This is a genomic window from Streptomyces sp. NPDC001709, from assembly GCF_053596375.1.
Genome location: NZ_JBSFGB010000014.1, coordinates 1 through 23,810, shown reverse-complemented (window position 1 = coordinate 23,810; position 23,810 = coordinate 1). Strand labels below are relative to the sequence as shown.

Here is a 23,810-nt window from a genome sequence, read left to right as displayed (position 1 = left end):
ATGACCAACCCCGCGCCGCCACGCAAGTCGCCCGACCAGCCATGGCGTACCGAGGGCGCCCCCGACGAGCCGCCGCAGCAGCCGCCGGGCGGGCGCCGGATGCGCGGCGGCTGGTGGCGGCTGATCATCACCGCCCTGGTCGTGTACCTGATCGCCAACCTGGTGCTGTCGTACTTCGACCAGGCCAACGAGCCGACGATCTCGTACACCGAGTTCAGCAAGCAGGTGAACGACGGGAATGTCGCCAAGATCTACGCCAAGGGCGACTCGATCCAGGGCCAGCTGCGCAAGGGGCGGAAGAAGCCCGAGGGCGGCGGGAACTACACCAAGTTCAACACCGAGCGCCCGTCCTTCGCGAACGACAACCTCTGGTCGAACCTGACCAAGCACCATGTCACGGTCACGGCCGAACCGGTCGTCCAGCACCGCAGCTTCCTGTCCAACCTGCTGATCTCGCTGGCCCCGATGCTGATCATCGTCGCCCTGTGGATCTTCGTCGCACGGCGGATGAGCGCGGGACTCGGCGGCGCGGGCGGCATGCTGGGCCGCAAGGCGCCGCCGAAGCCGGTCGAGCTGGTGCCGGGGGAGAAGCGCACCACCTTCGCCGACGTGGCCGGTATCGACGAGGTCGAGGGCGAGCTGAACGACGTCGTCGACTTCCTGAAGAACCCCGACGCCTACCGCCGTATGGGCGCCAAGATGCCCCGCGGCGTCCTGCTCTCCGGCCCTCCCGGCACCGGAAAGACACTGCTCGCGCGCGCGGTCGCCGGTGAGGCGGGCGTGCCGTTCTTCTCCGCGTCCGCCTCCGAGTTCATCGAGATGATCGTGGGCGTGGGCGCCTCCCGCGTCCGGGAGCTGTTCGCGGAGGCCCGCAAGGTCGCCCCGTCGATCATCTTCATCGACGAGATCGACACCATCGGGCGGGCCCGCGGCGGCGGTGCGTCGATGGGCGGGCACGACGAGCGCGAGCAGACCCTGAACCAGATCCTCACCGAGATGGACGGCTTCTCCGGCTCGGAGGGCGTCATCGTCATCGCGGCCACCAACCGCGCCGACATCCTCGACCCGGCCCTGACCCGCCCAGGCCGCTTCGACCGGATCGTCCAGGTCTCACCCCCGGACCGCGGCGGCCGCAAGGCCATCCTGGAGATCCACACCCGGGACATCCCGCTCGACCCCGGCGTCGACCTCGCCCACGTGGCGCGTACGACCCCGGGCATGACCGGTGCGGAACTGGCCAACCTCGCCAACGAGGCCGCCCTGCTCGCGGTCAAGCGCAAACAGCAGAGGGTGACACAGACCGACCTGTCCGAGGCACTGGAGAAGATCCAGCTCGGCGCGGAGCGGGCGCTGGTGATGCCGGAGGAGGAGCGCCGGCGCACCGCCTACCACGAGAGCGGCCACGCCCTGCTGGGCATGCTGCAGCCGGGCGCCGACCCGGTCCGCAAGATCACCATCGTGCCGCGCGGCCGGGCCCTCGGCGTCACCCTCTCCACGCCGGACGCGGACAAGTACGCGTACACCGAGGAGTACCTGCGCGGCCGGATCATCGGCGCACTCGGCGGCATGGCGGCCGAGCACGTCGTCTACGACGTGATCACCACCGGCTCCGAGAGCGACCTGGAGCAGGTCACCAACATCGCGCGCGGGATGGTGTCCCGCTGGGGCATGAGCGAGGAGGTCGGCCGCCTCTCCGCACTCCCCAACGACGCCCAGCAGGCCTACGGCCTCGCCGCCGCCCCGCAGACCCTCGACGCGATCGACACCGAGATGCGGCGGATCGTGGACGAGTGCTACGAGGAGGCGTGCCGCAAACTCCGCGACCACCGCGGCCAACTGGACGCCCTCGCCCAGGCGCTGCTGGAGAACGAGACGCTGGAGGAGGCGGACGCGTACCGGATCGCGGGCATCACGCGCCTCACGAAGGACGTCGAGGAGGCCTAGGGCACGCGCGCGACAAGGTAACGGAAGACGTTCGGCATCCACACGGCTCCGTCCGGGCGCCGGTGCGGGTGCAGGGCCTCGGCCAGCTCCTTCTCCACCTGCTTGGCGTCCGTCGCCGCGATCGCCGCGTCGAACAGGCCGGTCGACAGCAGCCCGCGTACGGCGCTGTCGACGTCGGCGTACCCGAACGGGCAGGCCACCCGCCCCGAGCCGTCCGGCTTCAGTCCCGCCCGCTGGGCGACCTCCTCCAGGTCGTCCCGCCGGGCCGGCCGCCAGCTGCGCGCGCTGCGCAGGGGATCGGCCAGTTTCGTCGCCACCCGCAGCACCGAGGAGGTGGCACAGCGCTCCGGCGGCCCCCACCCGGCCAGCACCACGGCGGCCCCGCGCGCGGCCAGCGGCAGCGCGTCCGCCAGCAGCTCGCCGAGCCCCTCGGAGTCCCCCGCGAGACAGCCGATCGGCTCGAAGACGGTCACCAGGGTGTACGCCGCCGTCTCCGCGCCGGCCGCGTCACGGGGCGAGCCGTCGACGAGCCGCGCGGCGGCACGCGCGTGTGTGCGGCTTCTTCCGGCACTCGGACGGCGGCCGCCGGGGACGCCGCCGTTCGTGCCGCGCGGGGCATCCGCCAGCAAGCGTTCCCGGGCGAGGGCGAGCCGTTCCGGCGCGGAGGCGTCGGCGCCGGTGACCGCGGCACCTCTGCCGGCCGCCAGCAGCAGCGCGAGTCCGGAGCCGCAGCGCAGGCCCAGCAGCCGGGTGGCGGGGCCTACTTCGAGTCGTTCGTAGACGGCTTCGTAGAGCGGCACCAGCATCCGCTCCTGGATCTCGGACCAGTCACGCGCGCGTGCGCACAGGTCCACGCGTGCGGAGTCCGCGCGGGACGTGTGCTGCCGCACGAGCGTAGGTGTCATAGGTAAGCGCCCCAATCCGCCGACATTTCGCCGCTGTGCCCGGTTGCGTGGCCCCCGTGCGTGCGCGCGCACTTCTCACGTATGCCAGGTAACTCCCGGCTCGCGGCCCCGTCCAGGGGTTGTGGGGCCCGGCTTGGGCTCCTGGCGCCGGTGTGGCGAGATTTCATATCCCGGCAATCTGGGTGGCCCTACGGTGTCGAATTCGGGGGAACCGGCCGGTGCCGGGGGCGGGACCGGGCGCAGTAACGCCACGCCCGTCACGGACGCTGACCGGAGTGGGACTCGGCGACGAGAGCGGCCGAAACGCATCTTGTGCAAACGCCGACCGCAGGGGCATCGGGCCGTACGCGCCGGATCGTAGGGCGGACTACGCACCAGCTTGTTACGAGCTGCGAGGCTTCTCCGCAGATCAGCGCACCCGCCCTCGTCCGGACGCATCAGCGGCAACTGACGGGTACGTGCAAATTATTTGGGATGCCCCGGAATAGGAACACAGCGGCACCCCCGCTCGTTGTCATTACGTGAGCACGACACAGACACCACCTGTTCTCGCCGCAGAGCTGGCGCAGGCGTGGGCCGACATTCAGCGGTACCACCCCGAGCTGCCGGACCTTGCCGCGCCAGAGTCCCTGATCGGGGAGTCGTCGTCCGCGTGCGGTCACGAACTCTCCTTCGAGCGACTGCTCCATGAAGCAGTCCACGGCATCGCCGCCGCCCGTGGGATCCGCGACACCTCCCGCGCCGGCCGATACCACAACCGCCGTTTCCTCGCGATCGCCGAGGAGCTGGGCCTCGACCACCCCGAGGAGCCGCACCCGAGCAGCGGCTTCTCCCTGGTCACGCTCAACCCCGAGGCCAAGCGGCGCTACCGCCCGACCATCGAGCGGCTCCAGCGGGCGCTGAAGGCCCATACGGCGGCGACCTCGTCGGACGCCACCCGCACCTTCCGCGGCCCGGCCGCCCGGCACGGCTCCTCCGGTGGCGGTGTCCGCGTCAAGGCGGTCTGCGACTGCGGCCGCAACGTCCGCGTGGTCCCCTCGGTCCTGGCCCAGGCCCCGATCGTCTGCGGCGGCTGCGGCAAGCCGTTCCGCATTCCGGAGGTCGCCGGGGCGGCGTGACGCGGGCCGCGAGCACCGGCATCTCGTGGGTGCCGGGTCGTGGACGCCGATGAGCCGCACCGGCCCGACAACTTCACAGCTCCGAGCAGCGCACCCGACGTACGGTCACCTCCACGCCGGGTGCGTCCGAGGCATGCCCAGCCGCAGCTCACGCCCCCCTGGGCCAAAAGCGGCCCGCAGGGTGTGGCACAATGGCTAGCTGTACTCGACAGCCGCACAGGACCCCTCTCTCCTCCGGCTGACGCGTCCATCGGGCACTCGGGTACCGCAACCCCACGCGGCAATCTCGCCGTGCCCAACCACGTCAATCCAGGAGAATCCACTCCCGTGGCAGTCAAGATCAAGCTGAAGCGTCTGGGCAAGATCCGTTCGCCTCACTACCGCATCGTCGTCGCCGACTCCCGTACCCGCCGTGACGGCCGGGCCATCGAGGAGATCGGCAAGTACCACCCGACCTACAACCCGTCGGTCATCGAGGTGGACGCCGAGCGCGTGGCGTACTGGCTGGGTGTCGGCGCGCAGCCGACCGAGCCCGTTCTCGCCATCCTGAAGAAGACGGGCGACTGGCAGAAGTTCAAGGGCGAGCCGGCCCCCGCGCCGCTGCTCGTCGCCGCGCCGAAGGCCGCGCGTCCGTCGTTCGAGGCTCTCGGCGGTGACGACGAGGGCAAGGGTGAGGCCATCACCCAGAAGAAGAAGGCTGAGAAGAAGGACGAGGCCGCGGCTGAGTCCGAGTCGACCGAGGCCTGAGCAGCATGCTCGAAGAGGCGCTTGAGCACCTCGTGAAGGGCATCGTCGACAACCCTGACGATGTGCAGGTCGCCTCGCGCAACCTGCGCCGCGGGCGCGTACTCGAGGTCCGGGTCCACCCCGACGACCTCGGCAAGGTGATCGGCCGCAACGGCCGTACCGCACGTGCCCTGCGCACCGTCGTGGGCGCCATCGGCGGTCGCGGTGTCCGCGTCGACCTGGTCGACGTGGACCACGTCCGCTGACGCTTTCGCAGCACCGGCTCGGGCCGGGGAGGGCCTCTGGGCCGTCCCCGGCCCGCAGTCGTATGGCCGGTCGTATGACAGGAGATCAAGCACAGTGCAGCTGGTAGTCGCACGGATCGGCCGTGCCCATGGCATCAAGGGCGAGGTCACCGTCGAGGTACGCACCGACGAGCCGGAACTCAGGCTCGCCCCCGGCGCCGTACTCGCCACGGATCCCGCCTCCGCGGGACCGCTGACCATCGAGACGGGCCGCGTCCACAGCGGCCGCCTCCTCCTGCGCTTCGAGGGCGTCGGCGACCGCAACGCGGCCGAGGCCCTGCGCAACACCCTCCTGATCGCCGAGATCGACCCGGAGGAACTGCCCGAGGGCGAGGACGAGTACTACGACCACCAGCTCATCGACCTCGACGTGGTCACCGAGGACGGCACGGAGGTCGGCCGGATCACCGAGATCTCGCACCTGCCCTCCCAGGACCTGTTCATCGTGGAGCGGCCCGACGGCAGCGAGGTGATGATCCCGTTCGTGGAGGAGATCGTCACCGAGATCGACCTGGAGGAGCAGAAGGCGGTCATCACGCCCCCGCCGGGCCTGATCGACGACCGCGCGGTGATCGACTCGACCCGGGACGAGGCCTGATGCGCCTCGACGTCGTCACGATCTTCCCCGAGTACCTGGACCCGCTGAACGTCTCCCTCGTCGGCAAGGCACGCGCGCGTGGACAGCTCGACGTCCATGTGCACGACCTGCGCGCGTGGACGTACGACCGGCACAACACCGTCGACGACACGCCGTACGGCGGCGGCCCCGGCATGGTCATGAAGACCGACCCCTGGGGCGACGCCCTGGACACGGTCCTCGCCGACGGCTACGAGACCGGCGCCCAGGCCCCCGCGCTGCTCGTGCCCACGCCCAGCGGCCGTCCCTTCACCCAGGAACTGGCCGTGGAGCTCTCCGAGCGCCCCTGGCTGATCTTCACCCCGGCCCGCTACGAGGGCATCGACCGGCGTGTCATGGACGAGTACGCCACCCGTATGCCCGTCTACGAGGTCTCCATCGGCGACTACGTCCTCGCCGGCGGTGAGGCGGCCGTACTGGTCATCACGGAGGCCGTGGCACGGCTCCTGCCCGGCGTCCTCGGCAACGCCGAGTCCCACCGGGACGACTCCTTCGCGCCCGGCGCGATGGCGAGCCTCCTGGAAGGCCCCGTCTACACCAAGCCGCCCGTCTGGCGCGGCCGGGACATCCCGGACGTGCTGCTCAGCGGCCACCACGGCAAGATCGCCCGCTGGCGCCGCGACGAGGCCCTCAGGCGTACGACCGCCAACCGGCCCGACCTGATCCAGCGCTGCGACCCCAAGGCCTTCGACAAGAAGGACCGCGAGATGCTCTCCATCCTGGGCTGGGAACCGGACCCGGCGGGGGAGCCGTACGGCCGATTTTGGCGGCGGGCCGAGGGCGTGGAAGAATAGACCGCTGTTGTGTGTCCGTCCGGCGTGCGCCCCTGCCACAGGGGGACACGACGCCCGCCCCGACCCGCACACGGCTTCGTACAAACACCTAGTTGCCGTTGATGACCTGTGGCATCAGCGAAGAAAGCAGACGAAATGTCTCACCTGCTCGACACCGTCGACGCCGCGTCGCTGCGCAGCGACATCCCGGCCTTCCGCCCGGGCGACACCGTCAACGTCCACGTTCGCGTCATCGAGGGCAACCGCTCCCGTGTGCAGCAGTTCAAGGGCGTTGTGATCCGCCGTCAGGGCTCGGGTGTCCGCGAGACCTTCACGGTCCGCAAGGTCTCGTTCTCCGTCGGCGTCGAGCGCACCTTCCCGGTGCACACCCCGATCGTCGAGAAGATCGAGCTCGTCACCCGCGGTGACGTGCGTCGCGCCAAGCTCTACTACCTCCGTGACCTGCGCGGCAAGGCCGCGAAGATCAAGGAGAAGCGCGAGAGCTGAGCGCCTCCCCGGTGTCACGGCCTTCACCGAGGTCATAGCGGAGCCGGATAGCATCTGGCTCCGATGGACACCGAAGCACAGCCGACGGAACGCGACCGCTCCTCCCACCCGGATTCCCCGGGGCCGGAGGGACGGTCGCGTTTCGCGTTGGTGGCGCGGGTCGCCGACTGGCTGCCGGGCGGCCGGATCACCCTCACCCTCTTCGCCTGCCTGGCGTTTTTGCTGGTCCTCAACACTTTCGTGGTGCAACCGTTCCAGATTCCGAGCGGATCCATGGAGCAGGGGTTGAGGATCGGGGACCGCGTTCTCGTAAATAAGTTGGCGTACCGTTTCGGTGCCCCGCCGCGCCGCGGCGATGTGATCGTGTTCGACGGCACCGGGTATTTCGGGGACGCCGACTACGTCAAGCGCGTTGTCGGGGTGGGGGGAGACCATGTCGTGTGCTGCGACAAGAAGGGGAGGATCGAGGTGAACGGCCGCGCGGTCGACGAGTCGGCGTTCCTCTATCCCGGGGACGGCGCCTCGGGCGTGCCTTTCGACGTCGCCGTGCCCGCCGGTCGCCTGTTCGTCCTCGGCGACCACCGCAGCGACTCCAGCGACTCCCGGGACCACCTCGGCTCGCCCGGCGGCGGCATGATCCCGGTCGGCGACGTCATCGGCCGCGCCGACTGGATCCTGTGGCCCTACGACCACTGGACACACCTGACGCGACCCTCCGCCTACGCGCGCGTGCCCGCCGCATCGCCGGAGGGCACGCATGGGTAACCGCGGCAAACCGCGCGGGGTGCCCAGCAGCCCCGCCGAGGATCTGCTGCCCACCGGGTCGCGCCGCACCTCCGCGCCCGGCGGCGGCCGTACGCGCGCGGAGCGACGGAAACTCCAGCGCAAGGTCAAGCGCAAGCGCCGGCGTTCGGCCGTTCGGGAGATCCCCCTTCTGGTCGGTGTCGCGGTCCTCATAGCGCTCGTCCTGAAGACCTTCCTCGTCCAGGCCTTCGTGATCCCGTCCGGCTCGATGGAGCAGACGATCCGGATCGGCGACCGGGTCATGGTCGACAAGCTCACCCCGTGGTTCGGCACCAAGCCGCAGCGCGGCGACGTCGTCGTCTTCCACGACCCGGGAGGCTGGCTGGCCGACGAGCAGACGGCCAAGAAGCACGACCCGGTCGTCGTCAAGCAGCTCAAGGAAGGCCTCACCTTCATCGGCCTGCTGCCCTCGGACAACGAGAAGGACCTGATCAAGCGGGTCATCGGGGTCGGGGGCGATCACGTCAAGTGCTGTGACGCGCAGGGCCGGGTGACCGTCAACGGCGTACCGCTGACCGAAGGCGATTACCTCTATCCGGGGAACTCGCCCTCCTCCACCCCCTTCGACATCACCGTGCCCAAGGGCCGGCTGTGGGTCATGGGCGACCACCGGGACGACTCCGCCGACTCCCGCGCCCACCAGAACACCCCGTACGGCGGAACGGTCTCCGAGAACTCCGTCGTCGGCCGGGCCGTCGTCATCGGCTGGCCGGTCGGCCATTGGACACGCCTACGGGAACCTAAAACCTTCGCAAGCGTCGCCGACTCCGGGTCGGCTGCGACCGCCGGTACCCGGCTGTCGCATAGGGTTGCCTCCGAGAATCCGAACGGAATGACCCAGCTCCCGACCCCTGCGGAACTCCCGCTCGTTATGGGAGTGGTGGGCCTGCGTCGTATGTGGGGCAGGCGGCGGCACAGAGTGAGGAGTTGGCGTGGGGGATGTGGCGGTTGGCGCACGGTCGGGGCACGACGGCGAGGAGCACCGCGGGCACCCCGTGGAAGCGAACGCCCCCGTGCCGGACGGCGTCATGACTTCAGGGAATGACCCGGCGGGCGACCAGGGCACGCCGGACGACGAGCAGCGGGCCCCGGCCGGGGACGCGGATGCGGGCGAGGCCGGCGGCCGGCCGAGGAAGCCACGCTCCTTCTGGAAGGAGCTGCCCATCCTCGTCGTCATCGCGCTGGTGCTGGCGCTGCTGATCAAGACGTTCCTGGTGCAGGCGTTCTCGATCCCGTCCGCCTCGATGCAGAACACCCTCCAGGTGGGTGACCGCGTCCTGGTCGACAAGCTCACGCCGTGGTTCGGCTCCAAGCCGGAGCGTGGCGAGGTCGTCGTCTTCCACGACCCGGACGACTGGCTGGCGGGCGAACCGGCGCCGACCCCGAACGCCGTGCAGCAGGTCCTCAGCTGGATCGGCCTGATGCCGTCCGCCAACGAGAAGGACCTGATCAAGCGTGTGATCGGCGTCGGCGGTGACACGGTCCAGTGCAAGGGCAGCGGCCCGCTGCTGGTCAACGGCCATGCGCTGAACGAGCCGTATGTGTACGCCGGCAACACCCCGTGCACCGATGACGACCTGGGCGGCCAGTTCAAGGTGAAGGTCCCCAAGGGCTACATCTGGGTGATGGGCGACCACCGCCAGAACTCCCGCGACTCGCGCTACAACCAGTCCGACAAGCACCACGGCATGGTCCCGGTCAACGACGTGGTGGGCCGCGCGATCGTCAAGGCCTGGCCGATCAACCACTGGGGCACCCTGCCCGTCCCGGACACCTTCGACCAGGCCGGCATCAACCAGCAGTCGTCGGCGTCCGCCGCCCTGACGGTGGCCCCGCAGGGCGTGGCCCTCGCGGCCGTGCTGCCGGTGGTGGTGTGGCGGCGCCGCAGGGCTGTGAAGGCGGAGCGCGGCTGAGAGGTCGAGGGACATGTCCCGGAGCCCCCTGGTGGGGTCTGGGACGGAGCCCCTGGGCAAGCCCGGGTACCGCCGGGTAGGGTCCGGGTCCATGAGTGGTGAGAGCAGGCAGGGGCTCGGACAGCGGCTGTCCGGAGTGGCGGTGGCACTGGGTCTGGTGCTGTTCCTCGGCGGATTCGCCTGGGCGGCGATGACCTACCGGCCGTACACCGTACCCACCAGCTCCATGACACCCACGATCGACGCCGGCGACCGGGTGCTGGCGCAGCGCGTCGACGGCACTGAGGTGCGCCGCGGTGACGTGGTGGTCTTCGAGGACAAGACCTGGGTCACCGGCGCCAAGGTGGTCAAGCGCGTGGTCGCGGTCGGCGGCGACACCGTCTCCTGCTGCACGAACGGCAAGCTGACCGTCAACGGCAAGCAGATCGACGAGCCCTATCTGCCCAAGGGCAGCCTGGCCGAGAACCAGAACTTCCCGACGGTGACCGTCCCCAAGGACCGCCTGTTCCTCCTCGGCGACGAGCGCCAGGGCTCCCTGGACTCCACGGCCCACCTCACCGACGCCGCCAAGGGCACGGTCTCCCGCGACGCCGTGGACGCCCGGGTGGACGCCGTCGTATGGCCCTGGAAGGGCTCGCTCAAGCGCCCCACGGGCTTCGAGGCCCTGGGCACCCTCTCCCAGCCCGGCCCGCTCACCACGATCGAGCTGCTGATCGTCGCCGGCGCCGTCCTGGTCCTGGCCGGCGGCGCCTATGGCCCGATCGCGGCGCGCAAGGCCCGCTCCCGTGCCCGCGCCGCCGCCCGCCCGGAGGCGGCCGGTGTCCGCTGACCCCGCGCGAACCGGCGAGGGGCTGTACGAGGAGTCGTACGCGGGCGGTCTGCGCAAGGTGGCCCGGGTGGTCCTGCTGGACCCCGAGGACCGCATCCTCCTCCTCCACGGCCATGAGCCGGACGATCCGGCCGACGACTGGTGGTTCACCCCGGGCGGCGGTCTGGAGGGCGCCGAGACGCGCGAGGAGGCCGCGCTGAGGGAACTCGCCGAGGAGACCGGCATCACGGACGTCGACCTCGGCCCGGTGCTGTGGCGGCGCAGATGCTCCTTCCCGTTCGCGGGCCGCCGCTGGGACCAGGACGAGTGGTACTACCTGGCCCGTACGACGCAGACGGCCACCGCGGCGACGGCGCTGACGGAGCTGGAGCGGCGCAGTGTCGCCGGAGCGCGCTGGTGGACGTGTCAGGAACTGACCCGGGCACATGAGACGGTGTATCCGACCAGACTCGCCGAGCTGTTGCGCACGCTGCTCGACGAAGGTCCCCCGGCCAGTCCTGTCACCCTCGACGCGGAAATCGTCTAGCGACCCGGAAATCGTCTGAGGGGCCGTCGGACTGGCGCACAATGGTGGGATCGCACGGCTGAAGGGGAACATGCCATGAGCGCCGAGGACCTCGAGAAGTACGAGACCGAGATGGAGCTGAAGCTCTACCGGGAGTACCGAGACGTCGTCGGTCTGTTCAAATATGTGATCGAGACCGAGCGGCGTTTCTACCTCACCAACGACTACGAGATGCAGGTGCACTCGGTCCAGGGTGAGGTGTTCTTCGAGGTGTCGATGGCCGATGCCTGGGTCTGGGACATGTACCGGCCGGCGCGCTTCGTCAAGCAGGTCCGGGTCCTCACGTTCAAGGACGTGAACATTGAGGAGCTGAACAAGAGCGACTTGGAGCTGCCGGGCGGGTGAGACCCGCTGTTGCTCGTGTGGGTGACGAAGTTTTCCACAACCGCTGAGTAGCCCACCAAGATCAACACGTGTGGGTCGGATGCGTGACCGTTGGCGCCGGAGGTGGTGCCGACATGAGCAAGGCACGCAACGGACTGGGCAAGTACGGCGAGGACCTGGCCGCCCGGCGGCTCGCCGAGGCCGGGATGACGATCCTGGAGCGCAACTGGCGCTGCGGCCGTTCCGGCGAGATCGACATCGTGGCACGGGACGGGGACGCGCTCGTCGTCTGCGAGGTCAAGACCCGTAGGGACGGCGGCTATGAACACCCGATGGCCGCGGTGACCCCAGAGAAGGCGGCCAGGCTGCGCGAGCTGGCCGAACACTGGATCCAGGCCCACGGAGGGGCACCGCCGGGCGGCGTCCGCATCGACCTGATCGGTGTCCTGCTGCCCCACCGGGGCGCTCCGTCCGTCGAGCACGCGCGGGGGGTGGCCTGAATGGGCTTCGCCCGCACCTGCTCGGTGGCCCTGGTCGGCGTGGAGGGCGTCGTCGTAGAGGTCCAGGCCGACCTGGAGCCCGGCGTCGCGGCCTTCACCCTGGTAGGCCTCCCGGACAAGAGCCTGACGGAGAGCCGCGACCGGGTTCGGGCGGCGGTGGTGAACTCGGGCGGCGAGTGGCCGCAGAAGAAGCTCACCGTCGGACTCAGCCCGGCGTCGGTACCGAAGGCCGGCTCCGGCTTCGACCTGGCCGTCGCCTGCGCGGTGCTCGGCGCCGCCGAACGGATCGATCCGCGCGTCCTCGCGGACATCGTCATGATCGGGGAACTGGGCCTGGACGGCAGGGTCCGGCCGGTCCGCGGCATCCTGCCGGCCGTGCTCGCCGCGGCCGACGCGGGCTACGAGCAAGTGGTCGTGCCCGAGTGCGCCGCCGCCGAGGCCACGCTGGTCCCCGGCGTCTCCGTGCTCGGCGTCCGGAGTCTGCGCCAGCTCATCGCGGTCCTCACCGAGGAACCCGTCCCCGACGAGGAACCGGACGACCAAGGCCGCCCCGACCCCCTCCTGGCCGGTCTGCGCGTGCCGGGCACGGGCGCGGCCACCGGCATGCACAGCGTCGGTGCCGCACAGCACGATCACGATCACGACCTGGCGGACGTCGTGGGCCAGACCTCGGCCCGCACGGCCGTGGAAGTGGCCGCCGCCGGTGGCCACCACCTGTTCCTCGAAGGGCCGCCCGGCGCGGGCAAGACCATGCTCGCCGAGCGGTTGCCCGCCGTCCTTCCCCGGCTCACCAGGGAGGAATCGCTGGAGGTCACGGCGGTGCACTCGGTGGCCGGGCTGCTGCCGCCGGGCAAGCCGCTCATCGACGTCGCCCCCTACTGCGCCCCGCACCACTCGGCCACGATGCAGTCGCTCGTCGGCGGAGGCCCGGGCATCGCACGACCCGGCGCGGTCTCCCTCGCCCACCGCGGCGTGCTGTTCCTGGACGAGGCGCCCGAGTTCCACAGCCAGACCCTGGACGCCCTGCGCCAGCCGCTGGAGTCCGGGCACATCGTGATCGCGCGCAGCGCGGGCGTCGTCCGGTTCCCGGCACGCTTCCTCATGGTGCTGGCGGCCAACCCCTGCCCCTGTGGACGCTTCTCGCAACGCGACTCCCTGTGCGAGTGCCCGCCCTCGGCGATCCGCCGCTACCAGTCCCGGCTCTCCGGTCCGCTGCTGGACCGGGTGGACCTGCGCGTCGAGGTCGACCCGGTCACCCGGGCCCAGCTCACCGAACCCGGCGCCCGCGGCGAGTCCACGGCGACCGTGGCCGAGCGGGTACGACGGGCCCGCGAGCGCACGGCGGCCCGCCTGGTCGGCACCCCCTGGCACACCAACAGCGAGGTCCCCGGCCGGGAACTGCGAGGCCGCTACCACCCCGTGGCCGGCGCGATGGACGAGGCCGAGCGCAACCTGGAGCGGGGAGTGCTCACCGCCCGCGGTATCGACCGGGTGCTGCGCGTCGCCTGGACGGTCGCCGACCTCGTCGGACACGACCGCCCGGACGCGACCGACGTCGCCCTGGCCCTGCAACTGCGCACCGGAGTCCCCCGAGGGGTGCCGATGGCCATCGGGGCGCTGACATGACCACGGGCGAGGACCTTGGAGACGAGGTGCTCGGGCGGGTCTTTCTGTGTCGGGTTGTCGAGCCGGGGGACGAGGTCGGGGGGCGGTGGGTCCGGGAGTTCGGGGTGGGGGAGGTGGTGCGGCGGCTGAGGGAGGGGGCGCCGGCCTTGCCGGGGGTGAGCGAGGTGCGGTGGGCCGGGCTGGTCGCGCGGGCTCGGCGGGCCGAGCCGGGGCGGGATCTCGCGGTGGCCGGGGAGGCCGGGGCGCGGTTCGTGGGGCCGGGGGATGCCGAGTGGCCCGGGCAGCTGGACGATCTCGGGGACGCCCGGCCGATCGGGCTGTGGGTGCGCGGGCGGCCGAGCCTGCGGATGTGGGCGCTCAGGTCGGTGGCCGTGGTTGGCGCGCGTGCCTGCACCGAGTACGGCACCCATGTCGCCGCCACCCTCGCCGGAGGCCTTGCCGAGCGGGGCTGGGTGGTGGTGTCGGGCGGCGCGTACGGCATCGACGGCGCCGCCCACAGAGGCGCCCTCGCCGCCCGCGGAGCCACCGTCGCCGTTCTGGCCTGCGGCGTCGACCGGCCCTACCCGCGCGGCCACGCCGCACTGATCGACAGGATCGCGGAACAGGGACTGGTGATCGGCGAGTTGCCCCCGGGCGACCACCCCACACCGAGCCGCTTCATCCTCCGCAACCGCGTCATCGCCGCGCTGACCAGGGGCACCGTCGTCGTGGAGGCCGCCCACCGCAGCGGCTCGCTGGCCACCGCGAGAGCCGCGCAGCGCCTCGGGCGGTTCACCATGGGCGTGCCCGGCCCCGTCACCAGCGCCCTCTCCGCCGGCGTCCACGAACTGCTGAGGGGAGAGGCCGTCCTGGTCACCGATGCCGCGGACGTCGTCGAACTCGTGGGTGACATGGGTGAGCTCGCCCCGGTCCGCAAGGGCCCCGTGCTCCCGCGTGACCTGCTGGAACCCGCCGCCCGGGCCGTCCTCGCCGCCCTCCCCGGCAGCCGCGCGGCCGGCGTCGAGGAGATCGCGCTCGGCACGCCGACCACCCGGGACGAGGCGATCGCGAGACTGTACGAACTCCGAGCACTTGGTTACGTCGAACGACACGGCGACAGCTGGAAGTTGACACGCCAGGCGGTGATGTCGGTCCGCACCGGTCGCGGCACCCGCTGACCGAGCGTGTTCGGCCGTCCGGGGGAACCCCCGACGCCCTTGATGTTTCCCGGAGTTGACGCTCCGGCCGGTCACACAGAGCGAGCCGGGGAAGGCGCGCGTGACGTCGGCCGGAGCGCCCCGCGCACGGGTGGAGCCGCACTGTTCGCACACCGCGACACCTCAGTCACGCTACGCTCACGAAGGCGCCGACACAGATCGCGCCAACTCGACACCAGAGCGACAGCTCACCCAGGCAGCCCACTTCACCCCACGAAACCCACGCCCTCTCACTTCACAGCACTTCACAGCACTTCACTGCAGAACGGCACAAGGCGACGAATGCCCCAGCACACCTCCGGGTCCGACCGGGCGGCGATCCCCCCAGCCGCCCGCGACGGTGGCAGCGTGCGGCCGCCCGCTCCCTCGACGCTCGACGAGCTGTGGCGGTCCTACAAGGCGACGGGGGACGACCGGCTGCGGGAGCAGCTGATCCTGCACTACTCGCCGCTCGTGAAATACGTGGCGGGGCGGGTGAGCGTCGGTCTGCCGCCCAATGTGGAGCAGGCCGACTTCGTCTCCTCGGGCGTCTTCGGGCTGATCGACGCGATCGAGAAGTTCGACATCGACCGGGAGATCAAGTTCGAGACGTACGCGATCACCCGGATCCGCGGCGCGATGATCGACGAGCTGCGGGCGCTGGACTGGATCCCGCGGTCGGTGCGGCAGAAGGCGCGCAACGTGGAGCGGGCCTACGCCACCCTGGAGGCACGGCTGCGGCGCACCCCGAGCGAGGGTGAGGTCGCGGTCGAGCTGGGCATGGAGGTCGACGAGCTCCACGCCGTGTTCAGCCAGTTGTCGCTGGCCAACGTGGTCGCGCTGGAGGAGCTGCTGCACGTGGGCAGCGAGGGCGGGGACCGGCTCAGCCTGATGGACACGCTGGAGGACACCGCCGCCGACAACCCGGTGGAGGTAGCCGAGGACCGCGAGCTGCGCCGCTTCCTCGCGCGGGCGATCAACACGCTGCCCGAACGGGAGAAGACCGTGGTCACGCTGTACTACTACGAGGGGCTCACCCTCGCCGAGATCGGCAACGTCCTCGGGGTCACCGAGAGCCGGGTCAGTCAGATCCACACCAAGTCGGTGCTGCAGCTGCGGGCCAAGCTGGCGAGCTTCGGGCGCTGAGCGCGGTGGCTCCCGTTCGGGTGGGAGCGTCCGTAAAGTGGTTGACGTGCCAAGGATTCGAGCGGCCTCCGTGGCCGAGCACCGGTCGATGCAGCGAGCCGCCCTGCTGGACGCGGCTCGTTCTTTGCTGTCCGAGGGGGGGACCGAGGCGCTGACCTTCCCGGCCCTCGCCGAGCGGACGGGGCTCGCGCGCTCGTCCGTGTACGAGTACTTCCGGTCGCGGGCCGCCGTGGTCGAGGAGCTGTGCGAGGTCGACTTTCCGCTGTGGGCGGCGGAGGTGGCCGCCGCGATGGAGCGGGCCGACACCGCCGAGGGCAAGGTCGAGGCGTATGTGCGGCAGCAGCTGGCGCTGGTCGGGGACCGGCGGCATCGGGCGGTCGTCGCCATCTCCGCGAGTGAGCTGGACGCCGGGGCGCGGGAGAAGATCCGGGCGGCGCACGGGGGGCTGGTCGCGATGGTCGTCGAGGCGCTCGGGGAGATGGGACACGGGCAGCCCCGGCTGGCGGCGATGCTGCTGCAGGGGGTCGTGGACGCGGCTGTGCGGCGCATCGAGCTCGGTGCCGCCGAGGACCCCGCGGCGGTGACGGACGCCGCCGTGGCGATGGCGCTGCGGGGCGTGCGGGGCTGACCTTGGCTGCCGCCGGGCACGACTGCCCCAGGCCCTAGGACGGCCGGCCCGGCAGCGGTACCCCCAGTACCGGCAGCAGTCTCGGTGGTCCCCTGTGCAGGAGCCAGGGCGGCAGCAGGGACAGGGGGTTCAGGTAGGTCTCGCCCCTCCGCAGGCCCCAGTGGACGCACGTGTCCGTTCCGCAGTGGGAGACCGGCTGTTCCACCCTTCCCACGACCTCGCCCGGCTCCACCTCGTCCCCCTCGTGGACCAACGGACCAACCGGCTCGTACGTGGTCCGCAGGTCCGTCCCCGTCAGGTCCACCGACACCACCCCCCTCCCCGCCACCCGACCCGCGAAGGACACCCGCCCCGCGGCGACCGCCCGTACCGGGGAACCGGCCGGCGCCGAAAGGTCCACGCCCCGGTGGCCGGGGCCGTACGGCGTGGACGGTGGCTCCCAGCCCCGTAACACCAAGGGGTGTACGCCCACCGGCCAGGTGCGGGCGATGGCCGGTACCGGGGCTCGAGGGGGTGGGGAAGGGGCCGGAGGCGGGGGACCCGCCCAGGCCCAGCCGGGCAGCAGGGCCGCCACCGCCAGACCCAGCGGCAGACCCACCGACAGCAGGACATATCGCATCGCTCGTCGCATGCGAGAACCCTCCCGCACCTCCGCCGATCATGGCCGGAGTCCGTGGACAACTCACCGGTTGTGGACAGCGGCGTCACCCGGTGCCCCGGCGGTCCCGTACACTTCTTCTGGCGATCCGGGTCACCGGGTCGACTTCGCACGCCCCGACACCGGGCCGCCATGCGGTTGGTGTCAGCGCCTCTCGGTCCCTTGTGGCAAGGCGCATCGCGGGCGTCAGGCGCGGGAGCCGTCCGGCATCCGCGGCACAACCGAGAAACTCAAGGAGATACGGCCATGGCCGTCGTCACGATGCGGGAGCTGCTGGAGAGCGGCGTCCACTTCGGTCACCAGACCCGTCGCTGGAACCCGAAGATGAAGCGCTTCATCTTCACCGAGCGCAACGGCATCTACATCATCGACCTGCTCCAGTCGCTGTCGTACATCGACCGCGCCTACGAGTTCGTCAAGGAGACCGTCGCCCACGGCGGCACGGTCATGTTCGTCGGCACCAAGAAGCAGGCGCAGGAGGCCATCGCCGAGCAGGCCACCCGCGTCGGCATGCCTTACGTCAACCAGCGCTGGCTGGGCGGCATGCTCACCAACTTCTCGACCGTCTACAAGCGTCTGCAGCGCCTCAAGGAGCTCGAGCAGATCGACTTCGAGGACGTCGCCGCGTCCGGTCTGACCAAGAAGGAGCTTCTCGTGCTCTCGCGCGAGAAGGCCAAGCTGGAGAAGACCCTCGGTGGTATCCGCGAGATGCAGAAGGTGCCGAGCGCCGTCTGGATCGTGGACACCAAGAAGGAGCACATCGCCGTTGGTGAGGCCCGGAAGCTGAACATTCCGGTCGTCGCGATCCTCGACACCAACTGCGACCCCGACGAGGTCGACTACAAGATCCCGGGCAACGACGACGCGATCCGCTCCGTCACCCTGCTCACCCGTGTGATCGCCGACGCCGTCGCCGAGGGCCTCATCGCCCGCTCCGGCGTCGCCACCGGCGAGAAGGGCGAGAAGGCCGCGGGCGAGCCGCTCGCCGAGTGGGAGCGTGACCTGCTCGAGGGTGACAAGAAGGACGAGGCTCCGGCTGCCGAGGCCGCTCCGGCTGCCGAGGCCGCTCCGGCCGCCGAGGCTGCTCCGGCCGAGGAGAAGGCCGCCGAGGGCGAGCAGGCCTGACGCCGGTCCGTCAGCGTTCGACGGCGGGGGCGGTACCGGATCCAGCAGCGCCTCCGGCGCGGTGAAGTCCGCCCCCGCTGTTCACCCGTAGGTCGGCACGACGTACGCGATCCGCGACTACATGTGGAGCGCACACCGTGCGGATCTGAAGATCTCCCAGACTTCGAGAAAGACTCACAGACTCATGGCGAACTACACCGCCGCCGACGTCAAGAAGCTCCGTGAGCTCACCGGCGCCGGCATGATGGACTGCAAGAAGGCGCTGGACGAGGCCGAGGGCAACGTCGAGAAGGCCGTCGAGGCGCTGCGCATCAAGGGCCAGAAGGGCGTCGCCAAGCGCGAGGGCCGCTCCGCCGAGAACGGCGCCGTGGTCTCGATCATCGCCGACGACAACTCCTCCGGTGTCATCGTCGAGCTGAAGTGCGAGACGGACTTCGTCGCCAAGGGCGAGAAGTTCCAGGCCGTCGCCCAGGCGATCGCCGAGCACGTCGCCAAGACCTCCCCGGCCGATCTCGAGGCCCTGCTCGCCTCCGAGATCGAGGCCGGCAAGACCGTCCAGGCGTTCGTGGACGAGGCCAACGCCAACCTCGGCGAGAAGATCGTCCTGGACCGCTTCGCGCAGTTCGCCGACGGCTTCGTGCTCGCCTACATGCACCGCACCATGCCCGACCTGCCCCCGCAGATCGGTGTCCTGGTCGAGCTGGACAAGCCGAACGCCGAGGTCGCCAAGGGCATCGCCCAGCACATCGCCGCCTTCGCGCCGAAGTACCTGGCGAAGGAAGACGTGCCGGCCGACGTCGTCGAGTCGGAGCGTCGTATCGCCGAGGAGACCACCCGCGCCGAGGGCAAGCCCGAGGCCGCGATCGCCAAGATCGTCGAGGGTCGGCTCAACGGCTTCTTCAAGGACGCCACGCTGCTCGGCCAGCCCTACGCGCTCGACAACAAGAAGTCGGTCCAGAAGGTGCTGGACGAGGCCGGTGTCACCCTGAAGCGCTTCTCGCGCATCAAGGTCGGCATCTGAGTCCGTACCGCGATCGACGCGCGACCCACAGGGAAATCCCGATAGGGTCGGTCGACAGCAGTCGTCCGTACGCACCGCCACACCAGGTGCGTGACGGACGGCAGCAGATCTGACGAGGAGGCCATTGCCGCGCATGGGAGCGAAAAGCGACCCCATCGGCAATGGCCTTCTTCGTATGTGCAACACGTGAAAGAGGCGGGATCTCCCATGACCACCAAGCCCCAGAAGAGCGACGACGGCAAAGTACGCGGCCGGTTTCTGCTGAAGCTGTCCGGAGAGGCCTTCTCCGGCGGCGGGGGCCTGGGCGTGGACCCGGACGTGGTGCACAAGATCGCCCGCGAGATCGCGGCCGTCGTGCGCGACGGGGCCGAGATCGCGGTCGTCATCGGCGGCGGCAACTTCTTCCGTGGCGCCGAGCTCCAGCAGCGCGGCATGGACCGCGCCCGCTCCGACTACATGGGCATGCTCGGCACCGTGATGAACTGCCTCGCCCTCCAGGACTTCCTGGAGAAGGAGGGCATCGACAGCCGGGTGCAGACCGCCATCACCATGGGCCAGGTCGCCGAGCCGTACATCCCGCTGCGCGCCGTGCGCCACCTGGAGAAGGGCCGCGTGGTCATCTTCGGCGCCGGTATGGGCATGCCGTACTTCTCCACCGACACCACCGCCGCCCAGCGCGCCCTGGAGATCGACGCCGAGGCGCTGCTCATGGGCAAGAACGGCGTGGACGGGGTCTACGACTCCGACCCCAAGACCAACCCCGACGCGGTCAAGTTCGACGCCCTCGGCTACGGCGAGGTCATCACCCGCGACCTCAAGGTCGCCGACGCCACCGCCATCACGCTGTGCCGTGACAACAAGCTCCCGATCCTGGTCTTCGAGCTTCTCGCGGAGGGCAATATCGCCCGCGCCGTCAAGGGTGAGAAGATCGGCACGCTGGTGGGCGACCAGGGCAGCCGGGACTGACCGGCACACCCCCCGTCGCCCGGGATGCGCCACCTGTCCGGGGGACGGACGGGACGCGCCCTGGCCGGGGGATGGACAATGTCCTGCCGGTCGGGAACCGTGCAGGAAGAAGACGCGACGCAGCCGGCCGCCGCCCGACACAGGAACCGCAGCCGGGCCTTACTCAAGACACGCAGGAGCAAGTGGTGATCGAAGAGACCCTCCTCGAGGCCGAGGAGAAGATGGAGAAGGCCGTCGTGGTCGCCAAGGAGGACTTCGCCGCGATCCGCACGGGCCGTGCGCACCCGGCGATGTTCAACAAGATCGTGGCCGACTACTACGGTGCGCCGACGCCGATCAACCAGCTGGCCTCGTTCTCCGTGCCGGAGCCGCGCATGGCGGTCGTGACGCCGTTCGACAAGAGCGCGCTGCGCAACATCGAGCAGGCGATCCGCGACTCCGACCTGGGCGTCAACCCCAGCAACGACGGCAACATCATCCGGGTGGTGTTCCCCGAGCTGACCGAGGAGCGCCGCCGCGACTACATCAAGGTCGCCAAGGGCAAGGCCGAGGACGCGCGCGTGTCCATCCGCTCCGTGCGCCGCAAGGCCAAGGACGCGATCGACAAGCTGATCAAGGACGGCGAGGTCGGCGAGGACGAGGGCCGCCGTGCGGAGAAGGAGCTGGACGACACCACGGCGAAGTACGTCGCCCAGGTGGACGAGCTCCTGAAGCACAAGGAAGCGGAGCTGCTCGAAGTCTGATGAGCGACTCTTCCTGGGGGGCGCCGCCACCGACGGGGCAGGCCGGCTTCTGGGGGCCCACGGTGGGTGGGCCTGTCCAGGGGGCCGCCCCGGCGGGTCCCGCGTACGATGCGCCTGAGGCGCAGCACACTCGCCCCATGCCCATCGTGCCCGACGAACCCACGCACGGCCCGGACCAGGCCGGCGCCCGGGGGGCCGCTCGGCCGAGCGGCCCCTTGTTCCAGGACGAGTTCCGCCCCGAGCCGCCGCCGGCCCGGACTCTCCCGGCCGCGAACCAGAATCCGGAGCCCATGCCCGACGCCCACCAGCCGGCGCCAGCGCCGCAGAAGAAGAGCGCGGGCCGTGACCTGAGCGCGGCCATAGGGGTCGGGATCGGGCTCGGTGTGGTGATCGTCGCGTCCCTGTTCATCAAGAAGGCCGTCTTCGTCGGAGTGATCGCGGTCGCCGTCGTCGTCGGTCTGTGGGAGCTCACCAGCAGGCTGCGCGAGCGCAAGGGCATCAAGGCGCCGCTGGTGCCGCTCGCGGTCGGCGGTGCGGCGATGGTGGTCGCCGGGTACGTCCGCGGCGCCGAGGGTGCCTGGGTCGCCATGGCGTTGACGGCGCTGGCGGCCCTGGTCTGGCGCATGACGGAGTCACCGGAGGGCTATCTCAAGGACGTCACGGCGGGCGTCTTCGCGGCGTTCTACGTGCCGTTCCTGGCCACGTTCGTCGCGATGATGCTCACCGCGAAGGACGGCCCCTGGCGCGTCCTGACCTTCCTCCTCCTCACGGTCGTCAGCGACACCGGCGCGTACGCGGTCGGCTGGCGCTTCGGCAGGCACAAGCTGGCCCCGCGTATCAGCCCCGGCAAGACCCGCGAGGGCCTGCTGGGCGCGGTGCTGTTCGCGATGGTCGCGGGCGCCCTGTGCATGCAGTTCCTGATCAACCACGGCACCTGGTGGCAGGGCCTGCTGCTGGGCCTCGCGGTAGCGGCCAGCGCCACGCTGGGCGACCTCGGCGAGTCCATGATCAAGCGAGACCTGGGCATCAAGGACATGGGCACGCTGCTCCCGGGGCACGGCGGCATCATGGACCGCTTGGACTCCTTGCTGCCGACGGCTCCGGTGGTGTGGCTTCTGCTGGTGGTCTTCGTCGGCTCTGCGTGAGGTCTGCTCGGTACGGCGTCGGAGCCCCGTCCTCCTCGTAGGGCGGGGCCCTTTGCGTGCGCGGTGCGGGGATGGTCGTGGCGGCGGTCAAGTGGGACGATTCTGGGCGTAAGCCCTCTGGGTTGCCCGGTGGGGACGTCTGGAAAGGAGGGCGCCGTGTCCGCCTTCCACGAAGAGATCGACGTCGACCGGAGTCCCGGTGACGTCTGGGCGTACATCAGTGACCCGGCTCATCTGCCGGAGTGGCAGGAGAGCGCGGTGTCGGTCGAGGAGCTGGACGAAGGCCCGTTCGGGATCGGCTCCCGGATCCGGATCACGCGGCATGTCGGCGGCCGCGACATGCCGATGACCATGCAGGTCACCGAGTTCGAGCCGCCGCGTTCCTGGGGCATGCGCGGCATCGACGGCCCGGTGCGCGGCCGGGTCCACGGCGAGGTCACCCCGCTCGCCGAAGGCCGCACCCGGGTGATCATGGACCTGGACTTCGAGGGCCGCGGCATCGGCAAGGTCCTGCTGCCCCTCGTCGTGAAGCCCCAGGTCCGCAGGGAACTGCCACACAACGAGAGGCTGCTCAAGGAGCGGCTGGAACACACGGCCGCGTAGCCGGAAGGGCCTCAGGCGCCGGAGGTGGCGCGGATGGCCGCTATGTCGAACTGGAGGCGGACCGTCTCGCTCACCATGGTCCCGCCCTGGGCCAGCCGGGTGTCGTAGGTCAGACCCCAGTCGGAGCGGCTGATGGTGGTGGTGCCGTCGAAGCCGACGCGCTCGTCACCGAACGCGTCGGTGACATGACCGATGTAGGTGAGTTCCAGGGCGACGGGGCGCGTGGTGTCCTTGATCGTGAGGTCGCCGGTCATGCGGTAGACGTCCTTGCCCGTGAGCTCCACGGCGGTGCTCGTGAAGGTCATCCGCGGGTACGCCCCGGCGTCCAGGAACTGCCGGCCGACCAGGTGCGCGTCGCGCTGCTCGACACCGGTCTCGACGCTGGCCGTGTACAGCACGATGTCGGCCCGGGAGCGGGCCGGGTCACGGCCGTCGAAGTACAGGCGGCTCTCGTACTCCGTGAAGGCGCCCCGCACCGTCGTCACCATCGCATGCCGCACCGAGAACCCGATCCTGCTGTGCGCGGGATCGATCAGCCACGCACCGGTGAGGCCCCCCAGCTCGGGATCGGGCAGAACGGCGGTGGCATGGCCACCGGCCACCGGGGCGGCGGTCGCCACGGGATCGGCGGACGGCTGTGCCTGCCGGCGGGAGGAGTTGCGGCCGAAAAGGTTCATGGCTCACCTGGTTAACGTCACTCCGAGGGCCGCGACAAGGCCCGACCAGGAAACCCGACCGTTCGTCGGCAGAACTTCACAGCTCGCCGGAGGTCGCACATGGTGCGCGGCGTCGCCGGGCCAAGTGGATCGGCGGCACTGCCCTGCCTTACAGACGCCTCAACATGGTCGACAGGGCGTTGATCGCATCGTTGATATTCCCGTCCTGCGAGTCGGCGCGAGTGACGTACACCTGCATCAGGAACTGCCCTTGGCGGGCTGTGAGATATGTGTAGTAGTTGTTCATGGCCTTGCCGGTTTGATCCGTGACCTGACGCCCTTCCTCGACCGCGAAGTCGTCAAGCCCCTTCAATGAGCTTCTTCAGCGTTGCCGCTCCAGGGTGAGGACGGCTTTGGCGATTGACGTCATGCGGTTTGGACTGCATCGGGATCTGCGGAAGATGCGCC

General features: G+C 70.4%; 28 protein-coding genes and 1 pseudogene. 24 read left to right on the top strand and 5 right to left on the bottom strand.

Annotated features, from left to right (window positions below; translation table 11 throughout):
* Complete coding sequence (gene ftsH, locus ACWC0C_RS21230) at positions 1-1,944, top strand: ATP-dependent zinc metalloprotease FtsH (RefSeq protein ID WP_450865241.1); 1,944 nt, start codon at positions 1-3, stop codon at positions 1,942-1,944.
* Here ftsH and ACWC0C_RS21225 read toward each other — a convergent pair.
* Complete coding sequence (locus tag ACWC0C_RS21225; protein ID WP_450865240.1) at positions 1,941-2,849, bottom strand: SAM-dependent methyltransferase; 909 nt, start codon at positions 2,847-2,849, stop codon at positions 1,941-1,943. The genes ftsH and ACWC0C_RS21225 overlap by 4 nt on opposite strands.
* 521 nt (positions 2,850-3,370) lie before the next feature.
* Here ACWC0C_RS21225 and ACWC0C_RS21220 point away from each other — a divergent pair.
* From ACWC0C_RS21220 to ACWC0C_RS21140, 17 genes are all read left to right on the top strand, one after another.
* On the top strand, positions 3,371-3,967 hold the full coding sequence (locus tag ACWC0C_RS21220) for a hypothetical protein (RefSeq protein WP_449200919.1): 597 nt from the start codon (positions 3,371-3,373) through the stop codon (positions 3,965-3,967).
* Between the two features lie 327 nt (positions 3,968-4,294).
* Positions 4,295-4,714 (top strand): 30S ribosomal protein S16, encoded by a 420-nt coding sequence (gene rpsP, locus ACWC0C_RS21215; RefSeq protein ID WP_449200920.1) that lies wholly within the window; start codon positions 4,295-4,297, stop codon positions 4,712-4,714.
* Between the two features lie 5 nt (positions 4,715-4,719).
* The gene (locus ACWC0C_RS21210) at positions 4,720-4,959 is read left to right on the top strand and encodes an RNA-binding protein (protein WP_003973401.1); all 240 of its coding nucleotides are present in this window, start codon (positions 4,720-4,722) and stop codon (positions 4,957-4,959) included.
* Between the two features lie 94 nt (positions 4,960-5,053).
* A complete protein-coding gene (gene rimM / locus ACWC0C_RS21205; RefSeq protein ID WP_449200921.1) occupies positions 5,054-5,596 on the top strand; it encodes a ribosome maturation factor RimM in 543 nt (180 codons plus the stop codon).
* The gene (gene trmD, locus ACWC0C_RS21200; RefSeq protein WP_449200922.1) at positions 5,596-6,429 is read left to right on the top strand and encodes a tRNA (guanosine(37)-N1)-methyltransferase TrmD; all 834 of its coding nucleotides are present in this window, start codon (positions 5,596-5,598) and stop codon (positions 6,427-6,429) included. The genes rimM and trmD overlap by 1 nt, the downstream gene beginning before the upstream one ends.
* A 135-nt stretch (positions 6,430-6,564) precedes the next feature.
* Positions 6,565-6,915, top strand: coding sequence for a 50S ribosomal protein L19 (gene rplS, locus ACWC0C_RS21195; protein WP_361234944.1), 351 nt, complete (start codon positions 6,565-6,567; stop codon positions 6,913-6,915).
* 63 nt (positions 6,916-6,978) lie between these two features.
* Complete coding sequence (gene lepB / locus ACWC0C_RS21190; protein WP_450865239.1) at positions 6,979-7,680, top strand: signal peptidase I; 702 nt, start codon at positions 6,979-6,981, stop codon at positions 7,678-7,680.
* Entirely contained in the window at positions 7,673-8,764 is a 1,092-nt protein-coding gene (lepB, locus tag ACWC0C_RS21185; protein ID WP_449200924.1) for a signal peptidase I, read from the top strand. Before lepB (ACWC0C_RS21190) ends, lepB (ACWC0C_RS21185) begins: the two co-directional genes overlap by 8 nt.
* Positions 8,652-9,632, top strand: coding sequence for a signal peptidase I (gene lepB, locus ACWC0C_RS21180; RefSeq protein WP_449200925.1), 981 nt, complete (start codon positions 8,652-8,654; stop codon positions 9,630-9,632). The genes lepB (ACWC0C_RS21185) and lepB (ACWC0C_RS21180) overlap by 113 nt, the downstream gene beginning before the upstream one ends.
* Before the next feature lie 91 nt (positions 9,633-9,723).
* A complete protein-coding gene (gene lepB, locus ACWC0C_RS21175) occupies positions 9,724-10,461 on the top strand; it encodes a signal peptidase I (RefSeq protein ID WP_449200926.1) in 738 nt (245 codons plus the stop codon).
* Positions 10,451-10,987, top strand: a complete 537-nt coding sequence (locus ACWC0C_RS21170; RefSeq protein ID WP_449200927.1) for an NUDIX hydrolase — start codon at positions 10,451-10,453, stop codon at positions 10,985-10,987. The genes lepB (ACWC0C_RS21175) and ACWC0C_RS21170 overlap by 11 nt, the downstream gene beginning before the upstream one ends.
* Before the next feature lie 75 nt (positions 10,988-11,062).
* On the top strand, positions 11,063-11,371 hold the full coding sequence (locus ACWC0C_RS21165; protein ID WP_003965949.1) for a DUF2469 domain-containing protein: 309 nt from the start codon (positions 11,063-11,065) through the stop codon (positions 11,369-11,371).
* Between the two features lie 113 nt (positions 11,372-11,484).
* A complete protein-coding gene (locus ACWC0C_RS21160; RefSeq protein ID WP_449200928.1) occupies positions 11,485-11,850 on the top strand; it encodes a YraN family protein in 366 nt (121 codons plus the stop codon).
* Positions 11,851-13,476: a YifB family Mg chelatase-like AAA ATPase gene (locus ACWC0C_RS21155; RefSeq protein ID WP_450865238.1), complete on the top strand. Its 1,626-nt coding sequence runs from the start codon at positions 11,851-11,853 to the stop codon at positions 13,474-13,476.
* Positions 13,473-14,633 carry a DNA-processing protein DprA gene (gene dprA, locus ACWC0C_RS21150; protein ID WP_450865237.1) on the top strand — a complete coding sequence of 387 codons (1,161 nt, stop codon included), beginning with the start codon at positions 13,473-13,475 and terminating at the stop codon, positions 14,631-14,633. The genes ACWC0C_RS21155 and dprA overlap by 4 nt, the downstream gene beginning before the upstream one ends.
* Positions 14,634-14,954: 321 nt before the next feature.
* Positions 14,955-15,797: an RNA polymerase sigma factor WhiG gene (gene whiG / locus ACWC0C_RS21145; RefSeq protein ID WP_449200931.1), complete on the top strand. Its 843-nt coding sequence runs from the start codon at positions 14,955-14,957 to the stop codon at positions 15,795-15,797.
* Positions 15,798-15,867: 70 nt separating this feature from the next.
* Positions 15,868-16,425, top strand: a complete 558-nt coding sequence (locus ACWC0C_RS21140) for a TetR/AcrR family transcriptional regulator (protein ID WP_450865336.1) — start codon at positions 15,868-15,870, stop codon at positions 16,423-16,425.
* A gap of 34 nt (positions 16,426-16,459) precedes the next feature.
* On the opposite strand, the gene ACWC0C_RS21135 is transcribed toward ACWC0C_RS21140, so the two are convergent.
* A complete protein-coding gene (locus ACWC0C_RS21135; RefSeq protein WP_450865236.1) occupies positions 16,460-17,056 on the bottom strand; it encodes a murein hydrolase activator EnvC family protein in 597 nt (198 codons plus the stop codon).
* A gap of 273 nt (positions 17,057-17,329) precedes the next feature.
* Here ACWC0C_RS21135 and rpsB point away from each other — a divergent pair, with 273 nt between their 5' ends.
* The 6 genes from rpsB (at position 17,330) to ACWC0C_RS21105 (ending at position 22,686) form a co-directional block, all read left to right on the top strand.
* Positions 17,330-18,208, top strand: coding sequence for a 30S ribosomal protein S2 (gene rpsB / locus ACWC0C_RS21130; RefSeq protein WP_450865235.1), 879 nt, complete (start codon positions 17,330-17,332; stop codon positions 18,206-18,208).
* A 184-nt stretch (positions 18,209-18,392) separates the two neighbouring features.
* Positions 18,393-19,229 (top strand): translation elongation factor Ts, encoded by an 837-nt coding sequence (tsf, locus tag ACWC0C_RS21125; RefSeq protein WP_449200934.1) that lies wholly within the window; start codon positions 18,393-18,395, stop codon positions 19,227-19,229.
* Positions 19,230-19,436: 207 nt separating this feature from the next.
* The gene (pyrH, locus tag ACWC0C_RS21120) at positions 19,437-20,195 is read left to right on the top strand and encodes a UMP kinase (RefSeq protein WP_449200935.1); all 759 of its coding nucleotides are present in this window, start codon (positions 19,437-19,439) and stop codon (positions 20,193-20,195) included.
* A gap of 185 nt (positions 20,196-20,380) precedes the next feature.
* Positions 20,381-20,938, top strand: a complete 558-nt coding sequence (gene frr, locus ACWC0C_RS21115; protein WP_067041614.1) for a ribosome recycling factor — start codon at positions 20,381-20,383, stop codon at positions 20,936-20,938.
* On the top strand, positions 20,938-22,083 hold the full coding sequence (locus ACWC0C_RS21110) for a phosphatidate cytidylyltransferase (RefSeq protein ID WP_450865234.1): 1,146 nt from the start codon (positions 20,938-20,940) through the stop codon (positions 22,081-22,083). Before frr ends, ACWC0C_RS21110 begins: the two co-directional genes overlap by 1 nt.
* 156 nt (positions 22,084-22,239) lie before the next feature.
* A complete protein-coding gene (locus tag ACWC0C_RS21105) occupies positions 22,240-22,686 on the top strand; it encodes an SRPBCC family protein (protein ID WP_450865233.1) in 447 nt (148 codons plus the stop codon).
* Positions 22,687-22,697: 11 nt separating this feature from the next.
* Here ACWC0C_RS21105 and ACWC0C_RS21100 read toward each other — a convergent pair whose 3' ends face one another.
* The 3 genes and pseudogenes from ACWC0C_RS21100 to ACWC0C_RS21090 form a co-directional block, all read right to left on the bottom strand.
* Positions 22,698-23,363, bottom strand: coding sequence for a YceI family protein (locus ACWC0C_RS21100; RefSeq protein WP_450865232.1), 666 nt, complete (start codon positions 23,361-23,363; stop codon positions 22,698-22,700).
* 148 nt (positions 23,364-23,511) lie between these two features.
* The gene (locus ACWC0C_RS21095; protein WP_450865231.1) at positions 23,512-23,715 is read right to left on the bottom strand and encodes a hypothetical protein; all 204 of its coding nucleotides are present in this window, start codon (positions 23,713-23,715) and stop codon (positions 23,512-23,514) included.
* 9 nt (positions 23,716-23,724) lie between these two features.
* Positions 23,725-23,810, bottom strand: a pseudogene (locus ACWC0C_RS21090) (IS5/IS1182 family transposase); the annotation flags it as partial.

What these genes read in the sequence shown, in the direction of transcription:
- ACWC0C_RS21155 (WP_450865238.1), top strand. Translation starts at nt 11,851, where the DNA reads ATGGGCTTCGCCCGCACCTGCTCGGTGGCCCTGGTCGGCGTGGAGGGC.
- ftsH (WP_450865241.1), top strand. Translation starts at nt 1, where the DNA reads ATGACCAACCCCGCGCCGCCACGCAAGTCGCCCGACCAGCCATGGCGT.
- rplS (WP_361234944.1), top strand. Translation starts at nt 6,565, where the DNA reads ATGTCTCACCTGCTCGACACCGTCGACGCCGCGTCGCTGCGCAGCGAC.
- lepB (WP_449200924.1), top strand. Translation starts at nt 7,673, where the DNA reads ATGGGTAACCGCGGCAAACCGCGCGGGGTGCCCAGCAGCCCCGCCGAG.
- ACWC0C_RS21110 (WP_450865234.1), top strand. Translation starts at nt 20,938, where the DNA reads ATGAGCGACTCTTCCTGGGGGGCGCCGCCACCGACGGGGCAGGCCGGC.
- ACWC0C_RS21135 (WP_450865236.1), bottom strand. Translation starts at nt 17,056, where the DNA reads ATGCGACGAGCGATGCGATATGTCCTGCTGTCGGTGGGTCTGCCGCTG.
- trmD (WP_449200922.1), top strand. Translation starts at nt 5,596, where the DNA reads ATGCGCCTCGACGTCGTCACGATCTTCCCCGAGTACCTGGACCCGCTG.
- ACWC0C_RS21210 (WP_003973401.1), top strand. Translation starts at nt 4,720, where the DNA reads ATGCTCGAAGAGGCGCTTGAGCACCTCGTGAAGGGCATCGTCGACAAC.
- ACWC0C_RS21165 (WP_003965949.1), top strand. Translation starts at nt 11,063, where the DNA reads ATGAGCGCCGAGGACCTCGAGAAGTACGAGACCGAGATGGAGCTGAAG.
- dprA (WP_450865237.1), top strand. Translation starts at nt 13,473, where the DNA reads ATGACCACGGGCGAGGACCTTGGAGACGAGGTGCTCGGGCGGGTCTTT.
- ACWC0C_RS21160 (WP_449200928.1), top strand. Translation starts at nt 11,485, where the DNA reads ATGAGCAAGGCACGCAACGGACTGGGCAAGTACGGCGAGGACCTGGCC.
- rpsB (WP_450865235.1), top strand. Translation starts at nt 17,330, where the DNA reads ATGGCCGTCGTCACGATGCGGGAGCTGCTGGAGAGCGGCGTCCACTTC.
- lepB (WP_450865239.1), top strand. Translation starts at nt 6,979, where the DNA reads ATGGACACCGAAGCACAGCCGACGGAACGCGACCGCTCCTCCCACCCG.
- tsf (WP_449200934.1), top strand. Translation starts at nt 18,393, where the DNA reads ATGGCGAACTACACCGCCGCCGACGTCAAGAAGCTCCGTGAGCTCACC.
- pyrH (WP_449200935.1), top strand. Translation starts at nt 19,437, where the DNA reads ATGACCACCAAGCCCCAGAAGAGCGACGACGGCAAAGTACGCGGCCGG.
- ACWC0C_RS21100 (WP_450865232.1), bottom strand. Translation starts at nt 23,363, where the DNA reads ATGAACCTTTTCGGCCGCAACTCCTCCCGCCGGCAGGCACAGCCGTCC.
- lepB (WP_449200926.1), top strand. Translation starts at nt 9,724, where the DNA reads ATGAGTGGTGAGAGCAGGCAGGGGCTCGGACAGCGGCTGTCCGGAGTG.
- whiG (WP_449200931.1), top strand. Translation starts at nt 14,955, where the DNA reads ATGCCCCAGCACACCTCCGGGTCCGACCGGGCGGCGATCCCCCCAGCC.
- ACWC0C_RS21225 (WP_450865240.1), bottom strand. Translation starts at nt 2,849, where the DNA reads ATGACACCTACGCTCGTGCGGCAGCACACGTCCCGCGCGGACTCCGCA.